This window comes from Eubacterium sp. MSJ-13, from assembly GCF_018918235.1.
In the GTDB taxonomy this organism is placed as follows: domain Bacteria; phylum Bacillota; class Clostridia; order Lachnospirales; family Lachnospiraceae; genus Butyribacter.
Genome location: NZ_JAHLQE010000083.1, coordinates 1 through 18,852 on the forward strand (window position 1 = coordinate 1; position 18,852 = coordinate 18,852).

Annotated in this window: 16 protein-coding genes and 1 other RNA gene; 15 read left to right on the plus strand and 2 right to left on the minus strand. The window is 35.5% G+C overall.

Features of this window, described 5'->3' with window-relative positions; all coding sequences use genetic code 11:
- Nucleotides 1–106: 106 nt before the first annotated feature.
- Nucleotides 107–901: a glutamate 5-kinase gene (proB, locus tag KQI69_RS05085; protein ID WP_216564267.1), complete on the minus strand. Its 795-nt coding sequence runs from the start codon at nucleotides 899–901 to the stop codon at nucleotides 107–109.
- Nucleotides 902–1,424: 523 nt separating this feature from the next.
- Between proB and KQI69_RS05090 the strand changes: the two genes are divergently transcribed.
- From KQI69_RS05090 to rfbC, 8 genes are all read left to right on the plus strand, one after another.
- Nucleotides 1,425–4,973 carry a DUF5717 family protein gene (locus tag KQI69_RS05090; protein ID WP_216564268.1) on the plus strand — a complete coding sequence of 1,183 codons (3,549 nt, stop codon included), beginning with the start codon at nucleotides 1,425–1,427 and terminating at the stop codon, nucleotides 4,971–4,973.
- Between the two features lie 25 nt (nucleotides 4,974–4,998).
- Nucleotides 4,999–6,282, plus strand: coding sequence for a DUF5716 family protein (locus KQI69_RS05095; protein ID WP_216564269.1), 1,284 nt, complete (start codon nucleotides 4,999–5,001; stop codon nucleotides 6,280–6,282).
- Nucleotides 6,283–6,297: 15 nt separating this feature from the next.
- Nucleotides 6,298–7,137 (plus strand): tetratricopeptide repeat protein, encoded by an 840-nt coding sequence (locus tag KQI69_RS05100; protein WP_216564270.1) that lies wholly within the window; start codon nucleotides 6,298–6,300, stop codon nucleotides 7,135–7,137.
- A 21-nt stretch (nucleotides 7,138–7,158) separates the two neighbouring features.
- Nucleotides 7,159–8,547 (plus strand): hypothetical protein, encoded by a 1,389-nt coding sequence (locus KQI69_RS05105; RefSeq protein ID WP_216564271.1) that lies wholly within the window; start codon nucleotides 7,159–7,161, stop codon nucleotides 8,545–8,547.
- Between the two features lie 264 nt (nucleotides 8,548–8,811).
- Nucleotides 8,812–9,306 carry a translation initiation factor IF-3 gene (gene infC / locus KQI69_RS05110; protein ID WP_022225707.1) on the plus strand — a complete coding sequence of 165 codons (495 nt, stop codon included), beginning with the start codon at nucleotides 8,812–8,814 and terminating at the stop codon, nucleotides 9,304–9,306.
- Between the two features lie 80 nt (nucleotides 9,307–9,386).
- Nucleotides 9,387–9,587 (plus strand): 50S ribosomal protein L35, encoded by a 201-nt coding sequence (rpmI, locus tag KQI69_RS05115; protein WP_022225708.1) that lies wholly within the window; start codon nucleotides 9,387–9,389, stop codon nucleotides 9,585–9,587.
- Between the two features lie 17 nt (nucleotides 9,588–9,604).
- Nucleotides 9,605–9,961 carry a 50S ribosomal protein L20 gene (rplT, locus tag KQI69_RS05120; protein WP_022225709.1) on the plus strand — a complete coding sequence of 119 codons (357 nt, stop codon included), beginning with the start codon at nucleotides 9,605–9,607 and terminating at the stop codon, nucleotides 9,959–9,961.
- Nucleotides 9,962–10,138: 177 nt separating this feature from the next.
- Nucleotides 10,139–10,702 carry a dTDP-4-dehydrorhamnose 3,5-epimerase gene (gene rfbC, locus KQI69_RS05125; protein WP_216564272.1) on the plus strand — a complete coding sequence of 188 codons (564 nt, stop codon included), beginning with the start codon at nucleotides 10,139–10,141 and terminating at the stop codon, nucleotides 10,700–10,702.
- A 113-nt stretch (nucleotides 10,703–10,815) separates the two neighbouring features.
- Here rfbC and KQI69_RS05130 read toward each other — a convergent pair whose 3' ends face one another.
- On the minus strand, nucleotides 10,816–11,547 hold the full coding sequence (locus KQI69_RS05130; protein ID WP_216564273.1) for an Ig-like domain-containing protein: 732 nt from the start codon (nucleotides 11,545–11,547) through the stop codon (nucleotides 10,816–10,818).
- Between the two features lie 279 nt (nucleotides 11,548–11,826).
- Here KQI69_RS05130 and KQI69_RS05135 point away from each other — a divergent pair, with 279 nt between their 5' ends.
- The 7 genes from KQI69_RS05135 to KQI69_RS05165 all read left to right on the plus strand — a co-directional run bounded on the left by KQI69_RS05135 (nucleotide 11,827) and on the right by KQI69_RS05165 (nucleotide 18,728).
- Nucleotides 11,827–12,531: a response regulator transcription factor gene (locus KQI69_RS05135; protein WP_216564274.1), complete on the plus strand. Its 705-nt coding sequence runs from the start codon at nucleotides 11,827–11,829 to the stop codon at nucleotides 12,529–12,531.
- Nucleotides 12,515–14,026: a cell wall metabolism sensor histidine kinase WalK gene (locus KQI69_RS05140; protein ID WP_216564275.1), complete on the plus strand. Its 1,512-nt coding sequence runs from the start codon at nucleotides 12,515–12,517 to the stop codon at nucleotides 14,024–14,026. The genes KQI69_RS05135 and KQI69_RS05140 overlap by 17 nt, the downstream gene beginning before the upstream one ends.
- A gap of 64 nt (nucleotides 14,027–14,090) precedes the next feature.
- A non-coding RNA gene (ssrS, locus tag KQI69_RS05145) (6S RNA) lies at nucleotides 14,091–14,271 on the plus strand.
- Nucleotides 14,272–14,325: 54 nt separating this feature from the next.
- Nucleotides 14,326–15,303, plus strand: a complete 978-nt coding sequence (locus KQI69_RS05150) for an aldolase catalytic domain-containing protein (protein ID WP_371818739.1) — start codon at nucleotides 14,326–14,328, stop codon at nucleotides 15,301–15,303.
- Between the two features lie 271 nt (nucleotides 15,304–15,574).
- Entirely contained in the window at nucleotides 15,575–16,363 is a 789-nt protein-coding gene (murI, locus tag KQI69_RS05155) for a glutamate racemase (RefSeq protein WP_371818740.1), read from the plus strand.
- 56 nt (nucleotides 16,364–16,419) lie between these two features.
- On the plus strand, nucleotides 16,420–18,072 hold the full coding sequence (locus KQI69_RS05160; protein ID WP_216564277.1) for a HAMP domain-containing sensor histidine kinase: 1,653 nt from the start codon (nucleotides 16,420–16,422) through the stop codon (nucleotides 18,070–18,072).
- 29 nt (nucleotides 18,073–18,101) lie between these two features.
- The gene (locus KQI69_RS05165) at nucleotides 18,102–18,728 is read left to right on the plus strand and encodes a bifunctional precorrin-2 dehydrogenase/sirohydrochlorin ferrochelatase (RefSeq protein ID WP_216564278.1); all 627 of its coding nucleotides are present in this window, start codon (nucleotides 18,102–18,104) and stop codon (nucleotides 18,726–18,728) included.
- The last annotated feature ends 124 nt before the right edge of the window (nucleotides 18,729–18,852 follow it).

Consider the following 18,852-nt stretch of genomic DNA (forward strand, 5'->3'; position numbering starts at 1 on the left):
GGGCTGTCGCACGAAGCACTATTCATACAATATGTAGATAATAAATCTGTTATTAACACATACATATTGTATAGATTATACTTAATGCGACAGCCCCTTTTAGTTATCAATCCGCATTTTTACAAAAAATCGTTCCGACAGTCTTACCATCAAAAAGGTCATACAAAGTCTTAGGATGCTGACCGTTCATAAGAACAACATCAATGTCAGATTCATATGCAATTTCAACTGCATTTAATTTTGTTATCATACCGCCTGTCCCAAGTTTAGTACCGGCACCACCGGCAAGTGATTTTATATCATCAGTAATCTCGTGGACGACAGGGATGAGTTTTGCATCGTCATATGTGTGCGGGTCTTTATCGTAAAGACCATCAATATCGGACATGATGATAAGAAGATCTGCTTTTGCGATACCGGCAACGGTAGCCGCAAGCGAATCGTTTTCACCCACCTCAAGCTCCAGCTCATCAATAGCAACAGTATCGTTTTCGTTGATTATAGGAATGACACCTTGGGCAATGAGCCTTTCCATAGCGTTTTCCACATTTTTTCTCCTATCCTCAAGGAGTATATATTTTGTAAGAAGCATCTGTGCAACAGTAATACTGTATTCAGCAAAAAGATTATCATAAAGATACATAAGTTCACACTGGCCAACAGCAGCACAAGCCTGTTTGCCGGGAGTATCCTTCGGGCGTTCCCTAAGTCCCAGTTTACCCATTCCAAGACCGATAGCACCACTTGAAACAAGAATAACCTCATGACCTGAATTTTGAAGATCCGCAAGAGTCTTAACAAGCTGTTCAACCCTTCTAATATTGAGCATACCGGTACGGTGCGTAAGCGTAGAAGTACCCACCTTAACAACGATACGCTTTCTGTCAGATATCTTTTTCATAATAATAAAATCCTTTCACTGTTAAATTCTTTATATACAACACAACCATCTCATTATATCCATTTTATCAATATACATCAAGAGTTGAATCAATCTTAGTGTTGCGTAAATTTATCTTTAGATTATATATAAAAATATATTTACTATAACTTATCTATTGTTTTTTAGCTTGTTTTACACAGACTTATTCTATTGTTTTTTAACTTGTTTTAGACAGATTTCTTACTTATTTCTTTTTCTTATTTTACACCCACTTCACACTCACAGCAGTAATTGAGGTGCTATTTGCAGCGAGTGGCGTTTAGAACATCGTCAGCACTTAGGGTGCGTTCTTCGCACCCTTATGTACTGCTACGATGTTCTTCGAGGCGAGAGCCGTCCACGAGTCGGAAATAGCACCTCAATTACTGCGTCCGTAAGTGCCAACAAAAATCAATCCCCTTTACACATACAGACGATAAGTGATATAATAAAACCACTAATGCCATCAGTAATAATGGTAATCATTTTTCCGGAGGATTATATGAACAAAAAGATAAATCTTTATGCAAATGGCAAATTTGAATATGAACAGTCAGTTATACAGTGTGACAGCTCGGAAATCTCACTTGAAACAGAGGCAGGGGGAAATGTTTCAGGGAGCTTTAAAGTATGGACAGACAGTGGAAATATAATAAGAGGTATGGTCGTTACGGACTGCCATTATATGATGCTTGAGAGTGAGAGTTTTGAGGGAATAGAAGGCGAGATAAAATATACATTTGTTGGAGAAAAATGTATTCCAGGAGAAATAATAAAAGGAAATTTTAATGTTATATCAGATTGTGGAAATCTTAAAATCCCATTTAGTATTTCAATAGGTGTTCCGTCATGTAATGCTTCGATAGGCAAGATAAAAGATATGTTTCATTTTGCTAATCTTGCACGTGAGGATGAGTCGGAAGCAGTATCATTGTTTAAGAATAAGAAATTTGAAGAGGTATTTTTATATAAAGATCCGGGAAATATAGCATTGTACAGAGGACTTATTGCTGGTACGAGCAAGGGAATCGCAATGGAGGAGTTTCTTATAGCTATTCATAAGAAACTTCCTATTCAGTTTACGCTTGACAAAACGAATTTTATATATGATGACTGTGTTGAATCTTTTGTTGAGGAAGTTACACTTACAAAAGATAACTGGGGATTTTGTGAGTTACATATAAGCTCAGATGCAAAGTTTTTACAGCCTGAACATAAGATATTATGGACAGATAAATTTTCGGGAAATATATATAAGATGAAATTTCTCGTAGATGTTGACAAAATGTCTGCTGGTATAAATTATGGAAGAGTACTGATTCAGACGGTAAGGCAGACACTTGTCATAGAGGTTATGGCACAGAAGAGGGGAACGGACCATGATATAGTTGTGAAAACTCTTGCAAGACAGAAAGCCTACTATGATTTGGTGAATATGTATCTCGAATTTTCAATGGGAAAAATTGATAAAAAAGAATATGTTTCCGGTGTTGAAGAAAATATGATATACATGAAGGGAAATGAAAAGAAACTTTATGACATACATCTGGGGATATTGGCAGGTGACAATATAAAAGTCAGAGGCGGACTTGCGTATTTTAATGAGATTGAAAATAAACTATATGAAACTGAAAAGATAAGCTATTGTGCATATCAGTATCTTAAAGCTTTATGGGCAGAGGAAAACAGTGTAAAAGACAAATGTATAGAAAAAGTCAGAGATTGTTATGAAAATGAGGACAATAGCTGGCAGATATTATGGTTTCTGCTTTACCTTGATCCTGTATATGAGTCAGACAGAAGGAAACTTGAGGATGTACTTGATTGTGTTGAGGGTGGCTGCAGCAGTCCTGTGATTTACTTTGAAATGTGCAGTGCACTTAATACATCGGCAGGGGTACTGAGGGAGCTTACACCGGCTATTATCAGATGCCTTCACTGGGGCTGTGAAAATGAGTTTCTCTCAAAAGAACTTGCATTAAGATATATTTATCTTGCAGGCCGTTCAAAAGAATTTAACAAGGTTATTCTCAGAGACATGGTGAGTACATATTCGAGGTTTAGTGATGATGAGGTGCTTGCAGGAATATGCAGGATGTATATGAGAGGACAGATAATAAATAAAGATGCTAACAAATGGTATGGTCTTGCGATAGAACATAATCTTAAGATAACTGAATTATTTGAATACTATATGGATTCGCTAAATCCTGAAGGCGGAATAAAACTAACAAAATCTGTATTGCTTTATTTTATGTATGATAATCATCTGTCGGTATCGAAAAAAGCAATGTTGTATGCATATATTATAAAAAATCGTGAGAATGACCCTGATACATATGCGTCATATCAGGATATTATCGAGGGATTTGTATTTGAACAGATTGGGGCAGGAAGGATAAGTGAGAATCTTGCCGTGTGCTATGAGCAGTTTATAAATGAGGAAAATCTTACAGAGGATGTTGCAAAAAAGCTTCCCGACATTATGTTTGCACATGAGGTAAGATGTTCTAATCCTGATATTGTCGGAGTGTATGTAAGGCACAGAGAGTTGAAGGATGAACAGTTTGTACCTGTTGTAAATGGAACGGCAGTCGTTCAGATATTTACGGAAAATGCACAGATATTTCTTGCTGACTCGCTTGACAACAGGTATGCAATGTCAATTGATTATACATTAAACAAGCTTCTGCATCTTGATCATCTTGCAGACAAATGCTTTGAAATGAACAGGACTAATGTGTGCCTTCAGCTTTATATGTATGACAAGATTGAACATTTCAGACCGATAAGTGCAGATACGGTAGATGTACTAAGAAAAGTTTATGAGCTTGAGATTGTAAGTGGATATCAGAAAAGAAAGATTTTTTCGGCTCTGTTACGATATTATTTTGATAATTTTGAGGGAGAGCTTCTCGATGAGTCTTTGAATTCGATTGACTGGAATGATGTAAATCCCGGGGATAGAAAACAGTACATAGAATATTGTGCGGTAAGACATTGTTATGACAAAGCAATGGAAGGGATTATGTTGTTTGGATACAATAATATAGACCCAAAGAGACTCTTGCAGATATCTTCTGATTATTTTGAAAAACAGAAGACAGAAGACAGTTCTTTGATAAAACTTGCATGTCATATATTTGAGAATGGAAAGTTTGATGAGAATATGCTCAGATATATGTGCATGTTTTACAATGGAAGCCTTGAAAGTATGATATCTCTTTGGAAAGCTGCGGATGGTTTTGGAATTGATGTAAAGGAGCTCGAAGAGAGGATAATTGCACAGCTTGTATTTTCTGAGGAACTTATTCCAGAAGGTTACAGCGTATTTTACAGTTTTTATGAACATGATTCAAATAGAAAGCTTGTTGTTGCGTTTATGAAGATGCTTGCGTATAAGTATCTTATAAAAAATTATCCACTGCCGGAGAAGATTTTTGAATGTTTTTATCAGGAAGTCAGAAAACAGGAGAATCTCCCATGTCTTATAGCTGTGCTGAAATATTTCAGCAAACAGAAGGAACTAAGCCAGGAGAAGTTAAACTTTGCCGATTATAATCTGAACAAACTTTATAACAACGGTAAGGTATTCCCGTTTTTCAAGGATTATTACGGAAAATTTCCTCTTCCTGTACACATACTTGACGAGCATTATGTTGAGTATACGGCAGATCCTAAATATGAGGTAAAGATAAATTATCATATCTCATTACTAAAAGATGATAAAGAGATAAGTAAAGATGAGTATATTACAGAGACTATGCCGGATGTATTTGAGGGAATAAGAGTAAAAGAATTTGTTATGTTCCAGGATGAAGTGCTTAATTATTATATAACTGAGTTGAGACCTGACGGAGAGGTTGTTACCGATAAAAACAGTGTCCATTTTGATGAGACAATGGATAATGAAAGAGCAGGAAGCAGATTTCATAATATAAATATGATACTTATTGCTCATGAAATGAATGATGACAAGACTCTTGTTGATATGATGGCTGATTATGAAGCAGAGAGAGAAAATGTAAAAAAAATGTTTAAACTTTTATAGACAACTGATGAAAGGGGCCGCTTATATGGAAACGGGGAGACAGCTTTTAGTGGGTGTTGATCTGTGCAAGGAATTTGCACAGATATCATATTATGACAAAAAAATATATGAGCCTGTACCGGTAGGGAGTCCAGATGGAGATGAAAGGATTTATGAGATACCATTTGCGCTGCTGGTAAATCCAAACACAAATGAATGGCTTTGGAAAACGGAAAAGAATATGGAAATAGGCGGTCATACGCTTATAGATGATATTCTTGGAAAGATTACGGGTGGAGAAAAGTTTCAGGTTGGCAGTTATATATTCAGAACTAAAGATGTTGTAAAAAAATTTATGGTCAAGCTGTTAAGCCTTCTGAAAGAATATTTTCCAAATGAGACTATATTAAAACTTGTCATCACTATACCTAAAAGGGAGCAGGAGATTGTTGACTTGTTAAAGAGAGTGGGGATGGAGCTTGGTATAGAAAATGACAGGCTTGTGATATTTGGAAGAAAACAGAGTTATATGTATTATGCAGTGAGCCAGTCAAAGGAATTATGGGCAAACAATGTTGGCCTGTTTGAGTATGATGAAGATGGGCTCAGATACACAAATCTTACTGTTGACAAGAAAACAATTCCATATATTGTGGGAGCTGATACACAGGATCTGTCTCAGATAATGCCATATGAAGCGTTAAGTGAGGGTCAAGATGTTGAATATATGTTTCTGAACACGGCAAATATGGTTCTTCATAAGAAGATGGTTACGACGATATATGTTACTGGAAAGGGGTTTGAAGGAGCATGGGCGACAGAAGCACTGAAGGAATTGTGCAATGGAAGGCGTGTGTTCAGGGGACAGAACCTTTTTACAAAAGGGGCGTGTTATGCGGCAAGAGCATTGACAGAGGAAGAAAAGTTAAATGAATTTATATTCCTTGATGATGACATGCTTACGAGTGATATTTCAATAAGGACATATCATAATGCAAAGATGCATGAAGTAGTGCTTGCAAGGGCAGGAAGTCTGTGGAGTGATGTTGATGTGTCTATAGATATCATACCTGACAATGAAGATGAGATACAGATAACGGACAGAAATGTTTTAAGTAAAGATGCAAGGGCACATATACTTTCATTAAATGGATTTGCAGCCCGTGAAAATAAAATGACACGATTTACTGTCAGAATAAGATTTGCAGACAGAAATACATGCATTGTTACATTGAAGGATAATGGATTTGGTGAATTTTCTCCATCTACGAACAGAATATGGGAACGCTACATAAAACTTGATACAAAGGACAATATAAGACATAGTTAGATATGGAGGAAAAATATGGGTAAGCTGATCGAGTGTTTTGGAAAGATAGCAGAGAGACCGTATCATTTTAAACTGACGGACACGAATGTATATACGATAGAGGAAGTCTGCTATTATGTTTACAACAATATATATATAATACAGGAAGAAATATTTGATAAAGCATTTACGATATGGCTTAGAAATGAACTTGGCATGGAGGTTGTTGCTGATAAAATTGACAGCATGAGAAATGACAGAAATAACCTTAAGGACATAGTTGTTACAATATGCTGCAGTTGTGATTATTACGATGAAGAACAGATAAATGAACTTATCGGGATAATGGATTCTATAGCCAATCTTTCAAAATGGCAGAAAGAAAAGATTAAAGCAGATAACTACTGCAGGTTTGGTTCATACGAAAAAGCAATTGAGGAGTACACAAAAATATTAGGTACAGATGATATGTTAAATGCTACAGAAGAAGATTATGGCAGGATATATCATAATATGGGAACCGCATTTTGTGGCATGGGTTCGTTTATAAAAGCATCAGACAGTTTTGAACATGCATATGCTAAAAATAGAAAAGAAGAATCACTTCGTTCGTATTTTTATGCACTTAAACTTACAGGGGACAAAAAACTCTTTGATAAGGGAATAAAGAAATTTGATGTTGATCTTCAGATTTTAAATAATATAATGGAAGATTTCGCCAGAATGGATGAAGATACAAGAAATTCAAAAGGAATCCGGCGTATTATGAAGCTTGAAGGAATAATGAAGGCAGGATATGTCGAAGAGTACTATGAAAAAGTAGATGCTTACATAAATCAGTGGAAAGAAGAGTACAGAAATGAGATACACAGATAGTGTACTTAAAAAGGGGGATATATGTTTTTTTCAGGTAGAAGAAAGAGAAAGGAAAAAGAGCAGGAAGATATTATGGCAGCTACAATAGCGGATCTGCCGTTTAAAATCTCATCGCCAAACAAGGAAGCGGGCAGAAAGGCAATGAATGAGTATGCTGACAGTCTTATAGAGCCTGAGCAGGAGCCGGATTTGAATTTTAATATGCAGATGCAGAAAGAGAATGTGGCTTCAAAGACACAACAGAAAGAAGATATATCTTTGCAGGCATCACATATGAAAGAAACGCTTAAACAGGAGATACTTAAGCAGGAAGCACCTGAACAGGAGATACCCGTAACTGTTGATAAAAACGATGCAGTAAGATTTGTAAGGGAAAATTGTCAGGCAATAGATGAAAATGAAAGACAGATAGCAGAGACAAAAAAAGAATATGAAAATGTCACATCAGAACTTATGGACATACAGCGTATTGAAATGGCATCTGAGAAAAAAGAGATAACGGACACCTGTAAAAGTATCGTTGCACTTACAAGTGAAAGAAATAAATTTAAGGACAGGAATTTTACTATAAGTGATGCCCAGATGAGAAAATTTCAGATGTTTGATGATGATGAGCTTGTCGATGAAATTAAAAAAATGTACAATGCAGAATCATATCAGTCTGCAATAGAAAGTGACATAGAAAATTTAAAGAAGGAAAAAGAAAATCTGTATGCACAGAGAAAAGAGATAGTGGCAAAGCAGAACACCATTAAAAAAATGACAAAGGTACTTGCCGTTTTAATATTTTCACTTATAGTTCTTCTTGTTGTGATATTTTATGCTTTAAAGGCAGACATGACGCTTCCGTATCTTGGAGTTGTATTTTTGGCGGGTGTTTCGGCGGCCGCACTTATATATGAGTCATCTAAAAACAGGCGTGATGTTATAGTCGCAGAAAAAAAGATAAACAAGGCAGTCACTCTTTTGAATAAAGTCAAGATAAAATACATAAATAATATAAATATGCTTGATTATAACTGTAAAAAATATGATGTAAAAAATGCAAAAGATTTTGAACAGAAGTGGAGCGAATACTGCAAGATGCGTGAATATGAAAAAAAATTCCGCGAGAATACTGAAAAGCTTAATGAAAACAGCGAGAATCTACTGTTGATGCTTAAAGATGCAGGCGTTGTTGATACTGATATATGGCTTAACAGATGTGTTGCATTAGCCGATCCAAAAGAGATGGTTGAGATACGTCATGAGCTTAATCAGAGAAGGCAGATGCTAAGAGAACAGATAGAAGATTATGAGCAGATGAAAGAAAATACCATAAAACAGCTTGACCAGATGATAAATGCATATTCTGATGTCAGGGGTGAACTTATTGGAATCATAAAAGATTTTAATGAGAAACATGCATAAAAAATTACAAGAGTTATGTGAAAAAATACTTGACATAACTCTTGTGTTATGATAACATGATTTATGTTGTGTAAATAATGATGAAGTAGAGTTATCCACTCTCACCTTAGCACAAATGAGTGACTCGGGTTTTTATTAAGTACAATTTATATTTTTTATATATTATTGACGAATGTGGATAGACTTTGCTATTCACTTTTTTTATATTTAGGACATTTTGTATATCTTATAATTATTTGGAGGTGCACTACAATTAGCGATTTAATGATTAATGAAAGAATCAGAGACAGAGAAGTAAGATTGGTAAGCGAGAGCGGGGAGCAGCTTGGTATTATGTCATCGAGGGAGGCATTAAAGCTTGCAAGAGAAGCAGATTTAGATCTTGTAAAGATTGCGCCAAATGCTAAGCCACCGGTTTGTAAGATAATCGACTACGGTAAGTACAGATATGAACTTGCACGTAAAGAAAAGGAAGCAAAGAAAAAACAGAAGACTATGGAAGTCAAGGAAGTGAGACTTTCTCCAAACATTGATACAAATGACCTTAACACTAAGGCAAATCAGGCTAGAAAGTTTATCACAAAAGGAGATAAGGTTAAAGTTACACTTCGTTTCCGTGGAAGAGAAATGGCACATGTAAATTACAGCAAACAGATACTTGACAGTTTTTATGAAAAACTTGAAGATATCGCAGTAATTGATAAGAATGCTAAAATGGAAGGTCGTTCCATGGTCATGTTCTTATCTCAGAAGCGTTAATAAAGCTTGTCTAAAAGACATTCTTTAAATGGAATTAATAAAGTTCCGATAGATAAACATATGTTAAGGAGGAAATTATCATGCCAAAAATGAAAACCAAAAGAGCTGCAGCTAAGCGTTTTAAGACAACAGGAACAGGTAAGCTCATGAAAATGAAGGCTTATAAGAGTCACATCTTAAATAAGAAATCTACAAAGAGAAAGAGAAATCTTAGAAAAGCAGTAGAGGTTGATGCTACAAACGCAAAGATGATGAAACGTATTTTACCATATTCAAAATAATTTAGGAGGATAGACGAATGGCACGTATTAAAGGCGGTTTAAATGCAAAGAAGAAACACAATAGAGTATTAAAGCTTGCAAAGAGTTATAGAGGAGCAAGATCTAAGCAGTATAGAGTTGCTAAGCAGTCTGTAATGAGAGCTCTTACATCTTCCTTCGCTGGAAGAAAGGAAAGAAAGAGACAGTTCAGAAGACTTTGGATTGCTCGTATCAACGCAGCAGCAAGAATGAACGGACTTTCATACAGCAAATTTATGTATGGTCTTAAGCTTGCAAACATCGATCTTAACAGAAAGATGCTTTCAGAGATGGCAATCAGCGATCCTGAAGGATTTGCAGCACTTGTAGAAGTTGCAAAATCTAAGCTTGCTTAATTGAAATATAGCTTTTTAATATACAGGAAGTTGTTACATTGTGGTCAGTGAGCAGCTTCCTTTTTTCAGAATCGGGAAATAGCTGGTTATTGTTATGAGCAAGTAGCAGAGTGGATTGCGAATATCCGCTTGACTTTCGGATTTTTAAAGATTAGGAAATGGAGATTACAGATTATTATGGGAAAGTTTCAGATTGAAAAATGTGAAGATATAGAGGGATTATATTTGATTCAGCCGACAGTGTTCGGAGATTCAAGGGGATATTTTATGGAAACCTACAACTACGAGGAATTCAAGGAAGCAGGACTTGATATGGTATTTGTTCAGGATAATCAGTCAAGTTCTACTAAAGGCGTTCTTCGTGGGCTTCATTATCAGAAAAATCATACACAGGGCAAACTTGTAAGGGTTCTTTCAGGGGAAGTTTATGATGTAGCCGTAGACATCAGAAAAGGTTCAAAAACATATGGAAAATGGTTTGGAGTTACACTCAGTGCCGAAAAGAAAAATATGTTTTATATTCCTGAGGGATTTGCACATGGATTTTATGTACTTTCAGATACAGCGGAATTTGCATATAAGTGTACAGATTTTTATGATCCTTCATCTGAGGCAGGAATTAAGTGGGATGATCCAACTATAGGAGTAAAATGGCCGATTCCTGATGGAACGACACCTAATATTTCAGAAAAAGACGGAAAACATCCGGCATTTACTGATGAGATTTCATTAGACTACTAATTAAATATAAAGTTTTAAGCAAAAAAGCACTGCGCAGTGATATGCCCCTTGTCAAGTAGACAGGTAAAATATCACAGATTCTGAGCAGTGCTTTTTTGCTTTGGAATATCGTTTCAGGCATCTTTTTCTGGTGCAGGTTTAGTTCTTACAATAACTTTGCACCTTGCGGTTTTGCCATTTGATATTCTGGCAGTGATAGTAGCAGTACCGATACATTTGGCATACACTTTTCCATTTGAATCAATTTCAGCAATTTCTGTATCTGATGATTCAAACTTTGCTTTTTCTTTGGAGATACTTGGTCTGGTTGTAAGTTTAAGTTTTTTCTTTGCTCCCAGATTTACGGTATATTTATTTTTTGTAAATCTTATGCTTACAGCTCTCGGAGAAACTGTAACATTACAATGAAGGTATACATTGTTTGGAACAAATAAAAATCCCGGTTTAGATACTTTTACTGTTATTTCAGCAGTTCCAGGCTGAACACCAAGATATTCGCATGATGTAGATGTGGTCTTGGTAATCTTTAAAATACTTTCGTCAGAACTTTCAAAATAAGCAGTCCATTTTTTTGCCATGTTATTTAATGACAAAGTATTTCCCTCATCAACAAGAATAGTATCCTTTTTGTGGCTGAGTGTAACAGAATCTGATTTTTGAGTCTGTCGTTTCTTTTTTGAGAGACTCTCAGTATTCTGATTTGCAGTGGTAACTGTAATACTTTTTGAAGCTGCATGTGAAATACTGCCTGAAGTAGATGTTGCCACCATTGATGAAATCAAAAAAACAGCTAGTAAACCGGCGGTTTTTCTTCGGTAACATCGTTTTAAAACCTTGTTAAACATATGCGCTCCCTTTCCTATTGATCCCATAATTATCCCATACATTAATGTGCCTCAGAAATATATTAGTATAAGTAAATGGCAAATTGTTGTCATAATAAAGACAAAAGTGGTTTAATAACGCAGGAGTTGATATAACAATGTTGTTTGTAATAAAATCTTTATTATGACACATTTTGGTGATATTATATAAAGTATGATAAATAGTAAAATATGCGTGGGATTTTGATATTTAGTTTTGTGTTTGAAGATGAAACTTACATAGAATGGAGGAAGTGTGAGATGAGTTATATTTTGATTGCTGACGATAATAAAGATATTACGGATATTTTATCTGCATATGTGAAAAAGGAGGGATATGAGCCTCTTATTGCTACTGATGGTGTCATGGCGGAGGATATGTTTTTTAAACATGAGAATGTTGCTGCGATACTGCTTGATGTTATGATGCCGTTTAAAGATGGATATGAGGTTTGCAAGAGCATAAGGCAGAAGTCCAGTGTTCCTATCATACTTATCACTGCAAGAGGAGAGGATTATGATAAGATTATGGGGCTTGATATAGGAGCCGATGATTATATCGTTAAGCCGTTTAGTCCGAGCGAGGTTATGGCAAGGCTTCGTGCTGTTTTAAGGCGCATAAACAGGGATGATGTCTCAAAAGATTCAGATTCGGTATTAAAGGTAAATAATATGGAAGTAAACCTTGAAGAATATTCATTTACGATAGACGGAAAGAAAATTCCTCTTACAAAGAAAGAGATAGAGACTATGTGGACGCTTGCGGGCAATCCAAACAAGGTATTTACAAGAGATAATCTTTTGGACAGCCTTTGGGGATATGACTATTATGGAGACAGCCGAACTGTAGATTCACACATAAAGAGACTGCGTGCAAAGATTGATTCTGTTGAACATCCTGCATGGAGCATAAAGACGATATGGGGAGTTGGATATAAGTTTGCAATCAATGAAGAAGATATTTAAAAAGATAACCTGTAAGATAAAGGGAAATGATATTTCAATACGAATTTATATGTCATTTGCATTTGTTCTTGTTCTTACAAGTCTGCTTACGGGGGCAATTTTTATTAAAATATATGAGAAAAATTATATACGCTCATATACATCACTATTGACGAAACAGGGAAAGACTATAGCCAGAAGAGTGGCTAAGTTTGACAACAGGAAAAGGGAAAGTCAGTTTCAAAAATACAGTGTTTATATCGACGAGATAGAAAGAGCGGAAAAAACGGATATCTGGATAGTCAGTAATAAAAAAGCTGCAGCACCATTGAGTGATGATTATACCAATTCTGAAATATCAGAGGATACTATAACAAAGGAAATGAATTATGTACTTGATTGTGCATATGATGGGAATATTGCATCAAATACTGCGTATGATAAAGTGTATGGAATGGTCATACTTTATGTTGCGGTACCTGTAAGGAATATTTCTACAAACGAGGTATCAGGTGCTGTACTTTTGGTTTCAATGGTTGACAGGCAGACGATGGGAATAAAAGAGGGTAAATCTATTATAAGTATGAGTGTCCTGCTTTCTGCATTTATTTCTCTTATAGTAGCAGTGATTTTGTCGAGGTATCTGTCAAGGCCTCTTGAAAAGATTGGTAAGGAAATAGGAAACATAGCATTAGGAGATTATTCAGGTATCAATGTAAAACATCCTGAAAGCCAGATAGGACGGCTTGAAACAAATCTTGATGATCTTTCAAGCAGGCTTGAGAGTGCAAAGGTAGAAAGAGAAAGTCAGGAACAATTAAGGATGGATTTTTTTGCAAATGTTTCACATGAACTTAGGACACCGATAACCGTCATGCGTGGATATGCAGAGACTCTTAATGATGGCGTTGTGTCAGAAGAGAACATGGTCAGGGAAATCTATCAGAAAATGCTTACTGAGTGCCGTGGGATGGAGAGACTTGTAGGGGATCTGTTTATATTGTCCAAAATGCAGAATCCTGATTTTCGTATAGAAAAAGAACCTGTAAGTATAAGACAGGTATTTGGAGATGTAATACGCAGTGCACGCGAAATAGGAAAAGAAAAAAATATTGCTATTACATTGAAGGTTATGGCGGATGAAGAAGATCCGTGTCTGATGCTTGGGGATTATGAGAGGCTCAGGCAGATGTTTATGATAATCATTGATAATGCTGTTAAATTTTCAAATCAGGATGGTGAAATAATTGTCTGCATAGAGAAAAATGACAAAATAGAGGTTTCTATAGAAGATTTTGGTGTTGGAATCTCTAAGGAAGCATTGCCTTATATATTTGAGAAATTTTATAAATCAAAATTAAAACAAAACCAGAAGGGTACTGGTCTTGGACTTATGATAGCAAAGCAGATTGCACTTAGGCATGGCAGCGAGATAAAAGTTCAGAGTGAAGTTGGAAAAGGAACAAAATTTTCATTTTCATTTGAAGAATGTACAGCGATGGAGGATTATGAATAAATAAAATAAAAAATACAGTTGTATTTTTTGTGGAAAGTGTATATACTAGTAATAACAAAAGCATACATGCCTGGGGTGTTCGATACTCCTGATATTTTGAACCTACACTTTTGAATTGGGATTCCTATATTTATGTGAGGATGCCAAGCCGTCATTTATGCAGCGGAAGGCAGAATTACATGTGCGGTTGCCCACCTAGCGCTTGCTAGGACTCAAAATTCGGGACACGGCACTTTGGGTATGCTTTTTTTTGAATAAAAATACTGTACAGCAGTTAAAATGAAATGGAGGAAACAAAAGTGGCACAGAAAGGTGATTTATTATCATTCCGTCCTGACATAAAAGTACTGGACGCAACAATTCGTGACGGAGGTCTTGTCAACGATTTCTATTTTACAGATGAATTTATCAGAAATCTTTATCTTGCGAATGTAAAGGCAGGAGTAGATTATATGGAATTTGGTTATCGTGCCGATAAAGAAATGTTTGATGTAAACAAATTCGGAAAATGGAAATTTGCTGAAGATGAGACTATCAGGGAAATCGTTGGTGATAATAATACAGACCTTAAGATTTCCATTATGGCAGATGTTGGAAGATGTAATTACAAGCAGGATATACATGACAGAGCAGACAGCCCTGTAGACCTTGTAAGAGTTGCAACATATGTAAACACTATGCCGGCAGCACTTGATATGATAGAGGATGCTCATAAAAAGGGATATGAAACTACATGTAATATCATGGCTATCTCAAATGCAAAAGAGTCAGATATAAATACGGCACTTGAGATGCTTGGAAACAGCCCTGTAGACGGAATTTACATAGTAGACAGTTTCGGTTCTCTTTTCCCAGAGCAGATAAGAAAGATATCAGAGCAGTATATGGAAGTCGCTGATAAATATGGTAAATACATCGGTATGCATGCACATAACAATCAGCAGCTCGCTTTTGCTAATACTATAGAATCATGTGCACAGGGTGTATCTTACCTTGACGCAACAATGGGAGGAATGGGAAGAGGAGCAGGAAACTGTCAGATGGAGCTTTTGCTCGGTTTCCTTAAAAATCCTCAGTACAATCTTTTCCCAATAATTAAGTTTATTGAAGAAAACATTGAGCCGCTCAAGGCAGCAGGTGTTGAATGGGGATTTGCTATACCATATCTTCTTACAGGTCATTTAAATCAGCATCCTCGTACAGCTATTGCAGCTATGAAAGCGGGAAGAAAAGATTACACAGAATTTTACCGTGAGATTATCGACAGAGATGACTGATAAAATATTATATTGTTTTATGTTTGTCGATTTATAGCATGAAGTATTTTTACAGAGTTATAAATAATTTAAAAATATAAACACCATATATGCTTATAAAAAGGTGTTTTTAGGGGAGTGTCAGGATTCTTTGAGCAGGAAAACGGACACTTCCCTTTTGTTTGAGATTATAATAAGGTTGTACTATAATAGAAGTGATATATTACAATTATTATATGCGATAAATGAATTTGACTTTAGAAAATATACAGGATATTGAGGGAGAAAAAAAGTGAGTGTTAAGATAGATAGTGAAAGTCCGATAGGAGTATTCGATTCAGGAGTCGGAGGTATAAGCGTACTAAGGGAATTGGTAAAGATAATGCCAAATGAAGATTATCTTTATTTTGGAGATTCGGTAAATGCACCTTATGGTACAAAGGAAGTCAGCGTTATAAGGGAGCTTACAATTAAAAATGTTGAGAAACTTATGGAAATGGGAGCAAAATCCATAGTTGTTGCATGTAATACTGCGACAAGTGCAGCAGTAAGAACATTAAGGCAGATGTATCCTGACATGCCGCTTGTGGGTATAGAACCAGCTATAAAACCAGCGGTAGAATACAAAAAAAATTCAAGAGTTGTAGTTATGGCTACACCTATGACATTAAAACAGGATAAATTTCAGAAACTCATGGAAAAATATGACACACAGGCTGAGATAGTACCATTACCATGCCCAGGTCTTATGGAATTTGTTGAAAGGGGAGATTTGGAAGGTGATGACCTTTACAAATACTTGAACATACTTTTCGGTTCAGTAAATCAAAGCAGGATAGATTCAGTTGTCTTAGGATGTACACATTATCCATTTGCGATAAATGCAATAAGAAATGTATTAGGTGATGATGTAAAGATATTTGATGGCGGTGAGGGAACAGCCAGAGAAATGAGAAGAAGACTCAATGAAGCAGGACTTTTAAATAAACGCACTGAGAATGGAAGTGTGAGGTTTATAAACAGCAGAGACACTGAGGAAGAAAGAAGGCTGTGTGAGTTTTTGTTAAAGCTTAAATGGTGATAGCATTATAAACATGTGTTAGTATAGCGGTTCAGAGAGGAAAATAAGAAAGGAATATGATTAAAAGTAAAGAAGAGGTTGAAGACTGTTTTCTGAAATGTTCGACAGGAACGAAACAGTCATTTACGGCGGCATTGCAGATGATATATGATGAAGTGTTTGAAATAAATCCGTATGAAGATTATGTATACATATTAAATAGCCAATATGATTCAAAAGTTTGTGGGCTTACTATGTGTTATTCAGCATTTTTCTGGGAGTATGTAGATGCAAGGGTATATATGCATGATTGTAATGAATTTATATCCTGTTTTCAGCCGAAAGCTTTAAGGAAATTTATTGAATCAGGACAGGATATGTTTGAGAAGAAATTTATAAGACTTCGTACAGCATCAAAAAGTAAAGCATGGTATATTGTTACTCTTATAAGAAATCCGGCTGATTCAAGAAGACTTATACTTCTTATGAAAAATGAAAATGAAGCATGTGTAAATGAAATGCAGAAAAAAGCTATTATGGAAGATTACGATTATGTTATCGGAATAAATGTTTTAAGTGGTAAGATAAGCGTATATAACTGCAATGTGGAACGTATGCATACTCCGATATTTTTTAATATATTTTATAATGATTTTCTCATATACCGTATAAAAAAGTATGTTATACCACAGATGATTGACAGGACATTCAAAAATATGGACCTTAAAAATGTATTAATACATCTTCAGAAGGAAGATGCATATACATGTTATACTTCTTTGATTATAAGACAACAGATGTGTCACAAAAAATATAGATTTGTTTATCTTGATGATAAAAAAGAAACTATTCTTATGTCACAGATGGATGTAACTGACCAGCTTGAAAAAGAAGAGAAAAAGAACGATATGGTAAAATTGGCATATCAGGAGGCAAAAAGGGCGAGTGAATCAAAAAGTTACTTTTTATCCAGAATGAGCCATGACATGAGGACACCATTAAATGCTATAATTGGAATGGATATGATAGCAGCGTCACATATGGATGACAAAAATATGGTGATGGAGAGCTTAAACAGTATTTTATATTCAAGTAAAAACCTTTTGGAACTTGTAAATGATGTACTCGATGTAAACAACTTTGAACATGGGACATTGGTATTTAAAGAAAGTGCATTTTCGTGGAAAAACGAGTTAGATAAGATAACACAGGTTATAAAACCGTTAGCAGTGAAGAAAAATCAGGATTTCAATACAGATTTTTCGGGAATCACACTTGATGTAGTTATTGGTGATGCGAAGCGGATAAGTCAGATATGTTTAAATCTTTTAAGTAATGCAGTTAAGTATACTGATGCTGGAGGAAATATATTTTTTTCAATAGCAGAGCGTGGGGCACACAAGGAAAAAGAGGAAACTGATACAATCTATATGGAATATGAAATGGTAGTTGAGGATAATGGAATAGGAATATCGGAAGAATTTATACCTCATTTATTTGAGCCATTTGAAAGAGATAAAAAGGTACACAGTGGAAATATACAGGGAACAGGTCTTGGAATGACTATTGCCAGAAATCTTGCCAGACTTATGGGTGGAGAAATCTATGTTAAAAGTGTGGAAAATGAAGGAACAAGATTTAATGTTACATTTAAGCTTAAGCTTGCTGATATAGATGAAAAGGTAAATCCGGATGATAGTGGGATGTTAGACGGAGTTATGAGATTTTAGTTTTTTTAAAGAGAAAGGATATTGGTGATATGGGATATTTTCCTTTTTTTGTTGACCTGTCAGGAAGAAATTGTCTGATAGTCGGAGGAGGAACGATTGCTTTAAGGAAAGCACAGTCTGTACTTGAGTATGGTGCAGTTGTTCATGTTATAGCACCTCATATATGTGATGGATTCAATCTGTTAAAAGAAAAATATGATTCATGTATTAAATTTTCTGAAAGACAGTTTGATAAAAAAGATATAGAGGATAAATTTTTTGTTGTAGCTGCAACTGATGATGAACAAGTGAACAGAGAGGTATCCCGGATATGCTTTGAAAAAAATATCCTCGTAAACACCGTTGACAGAAAAGAATACTGTAATTTCTATTTTCCATCAATAGTAAAGGATGGGGACATAGTCGTGGGAGTAAGCAGCGGAGGTAACAGTCCAGTGCTTGCCAGAGAACTAAGGAAAAAGATAGAAGATGTTATACCTGAAAATCTTGACAATATAAACAGATGGCTCGGTGAGATAAGACCTTACATAAAAGGAAAAATAACCGATGAAAGGGACAGAAAGAGATATTTTGAAAAGATTTATGCGGAGTGTGAAAAAAAGGGGGATATATTGTCGGGTGAGGAGCTTGACAGGATTTTGATGCGGGAATTGTAATAATTGTCATTCACATGGTTGGTATTTGTGAATGAATAATACGACAGAAGTGAATAAAGTAGAAAGTCAAGCGGATATTCGCAATCCGCTTTGATACTTGCTCATAACACTATTAGCTGCTATC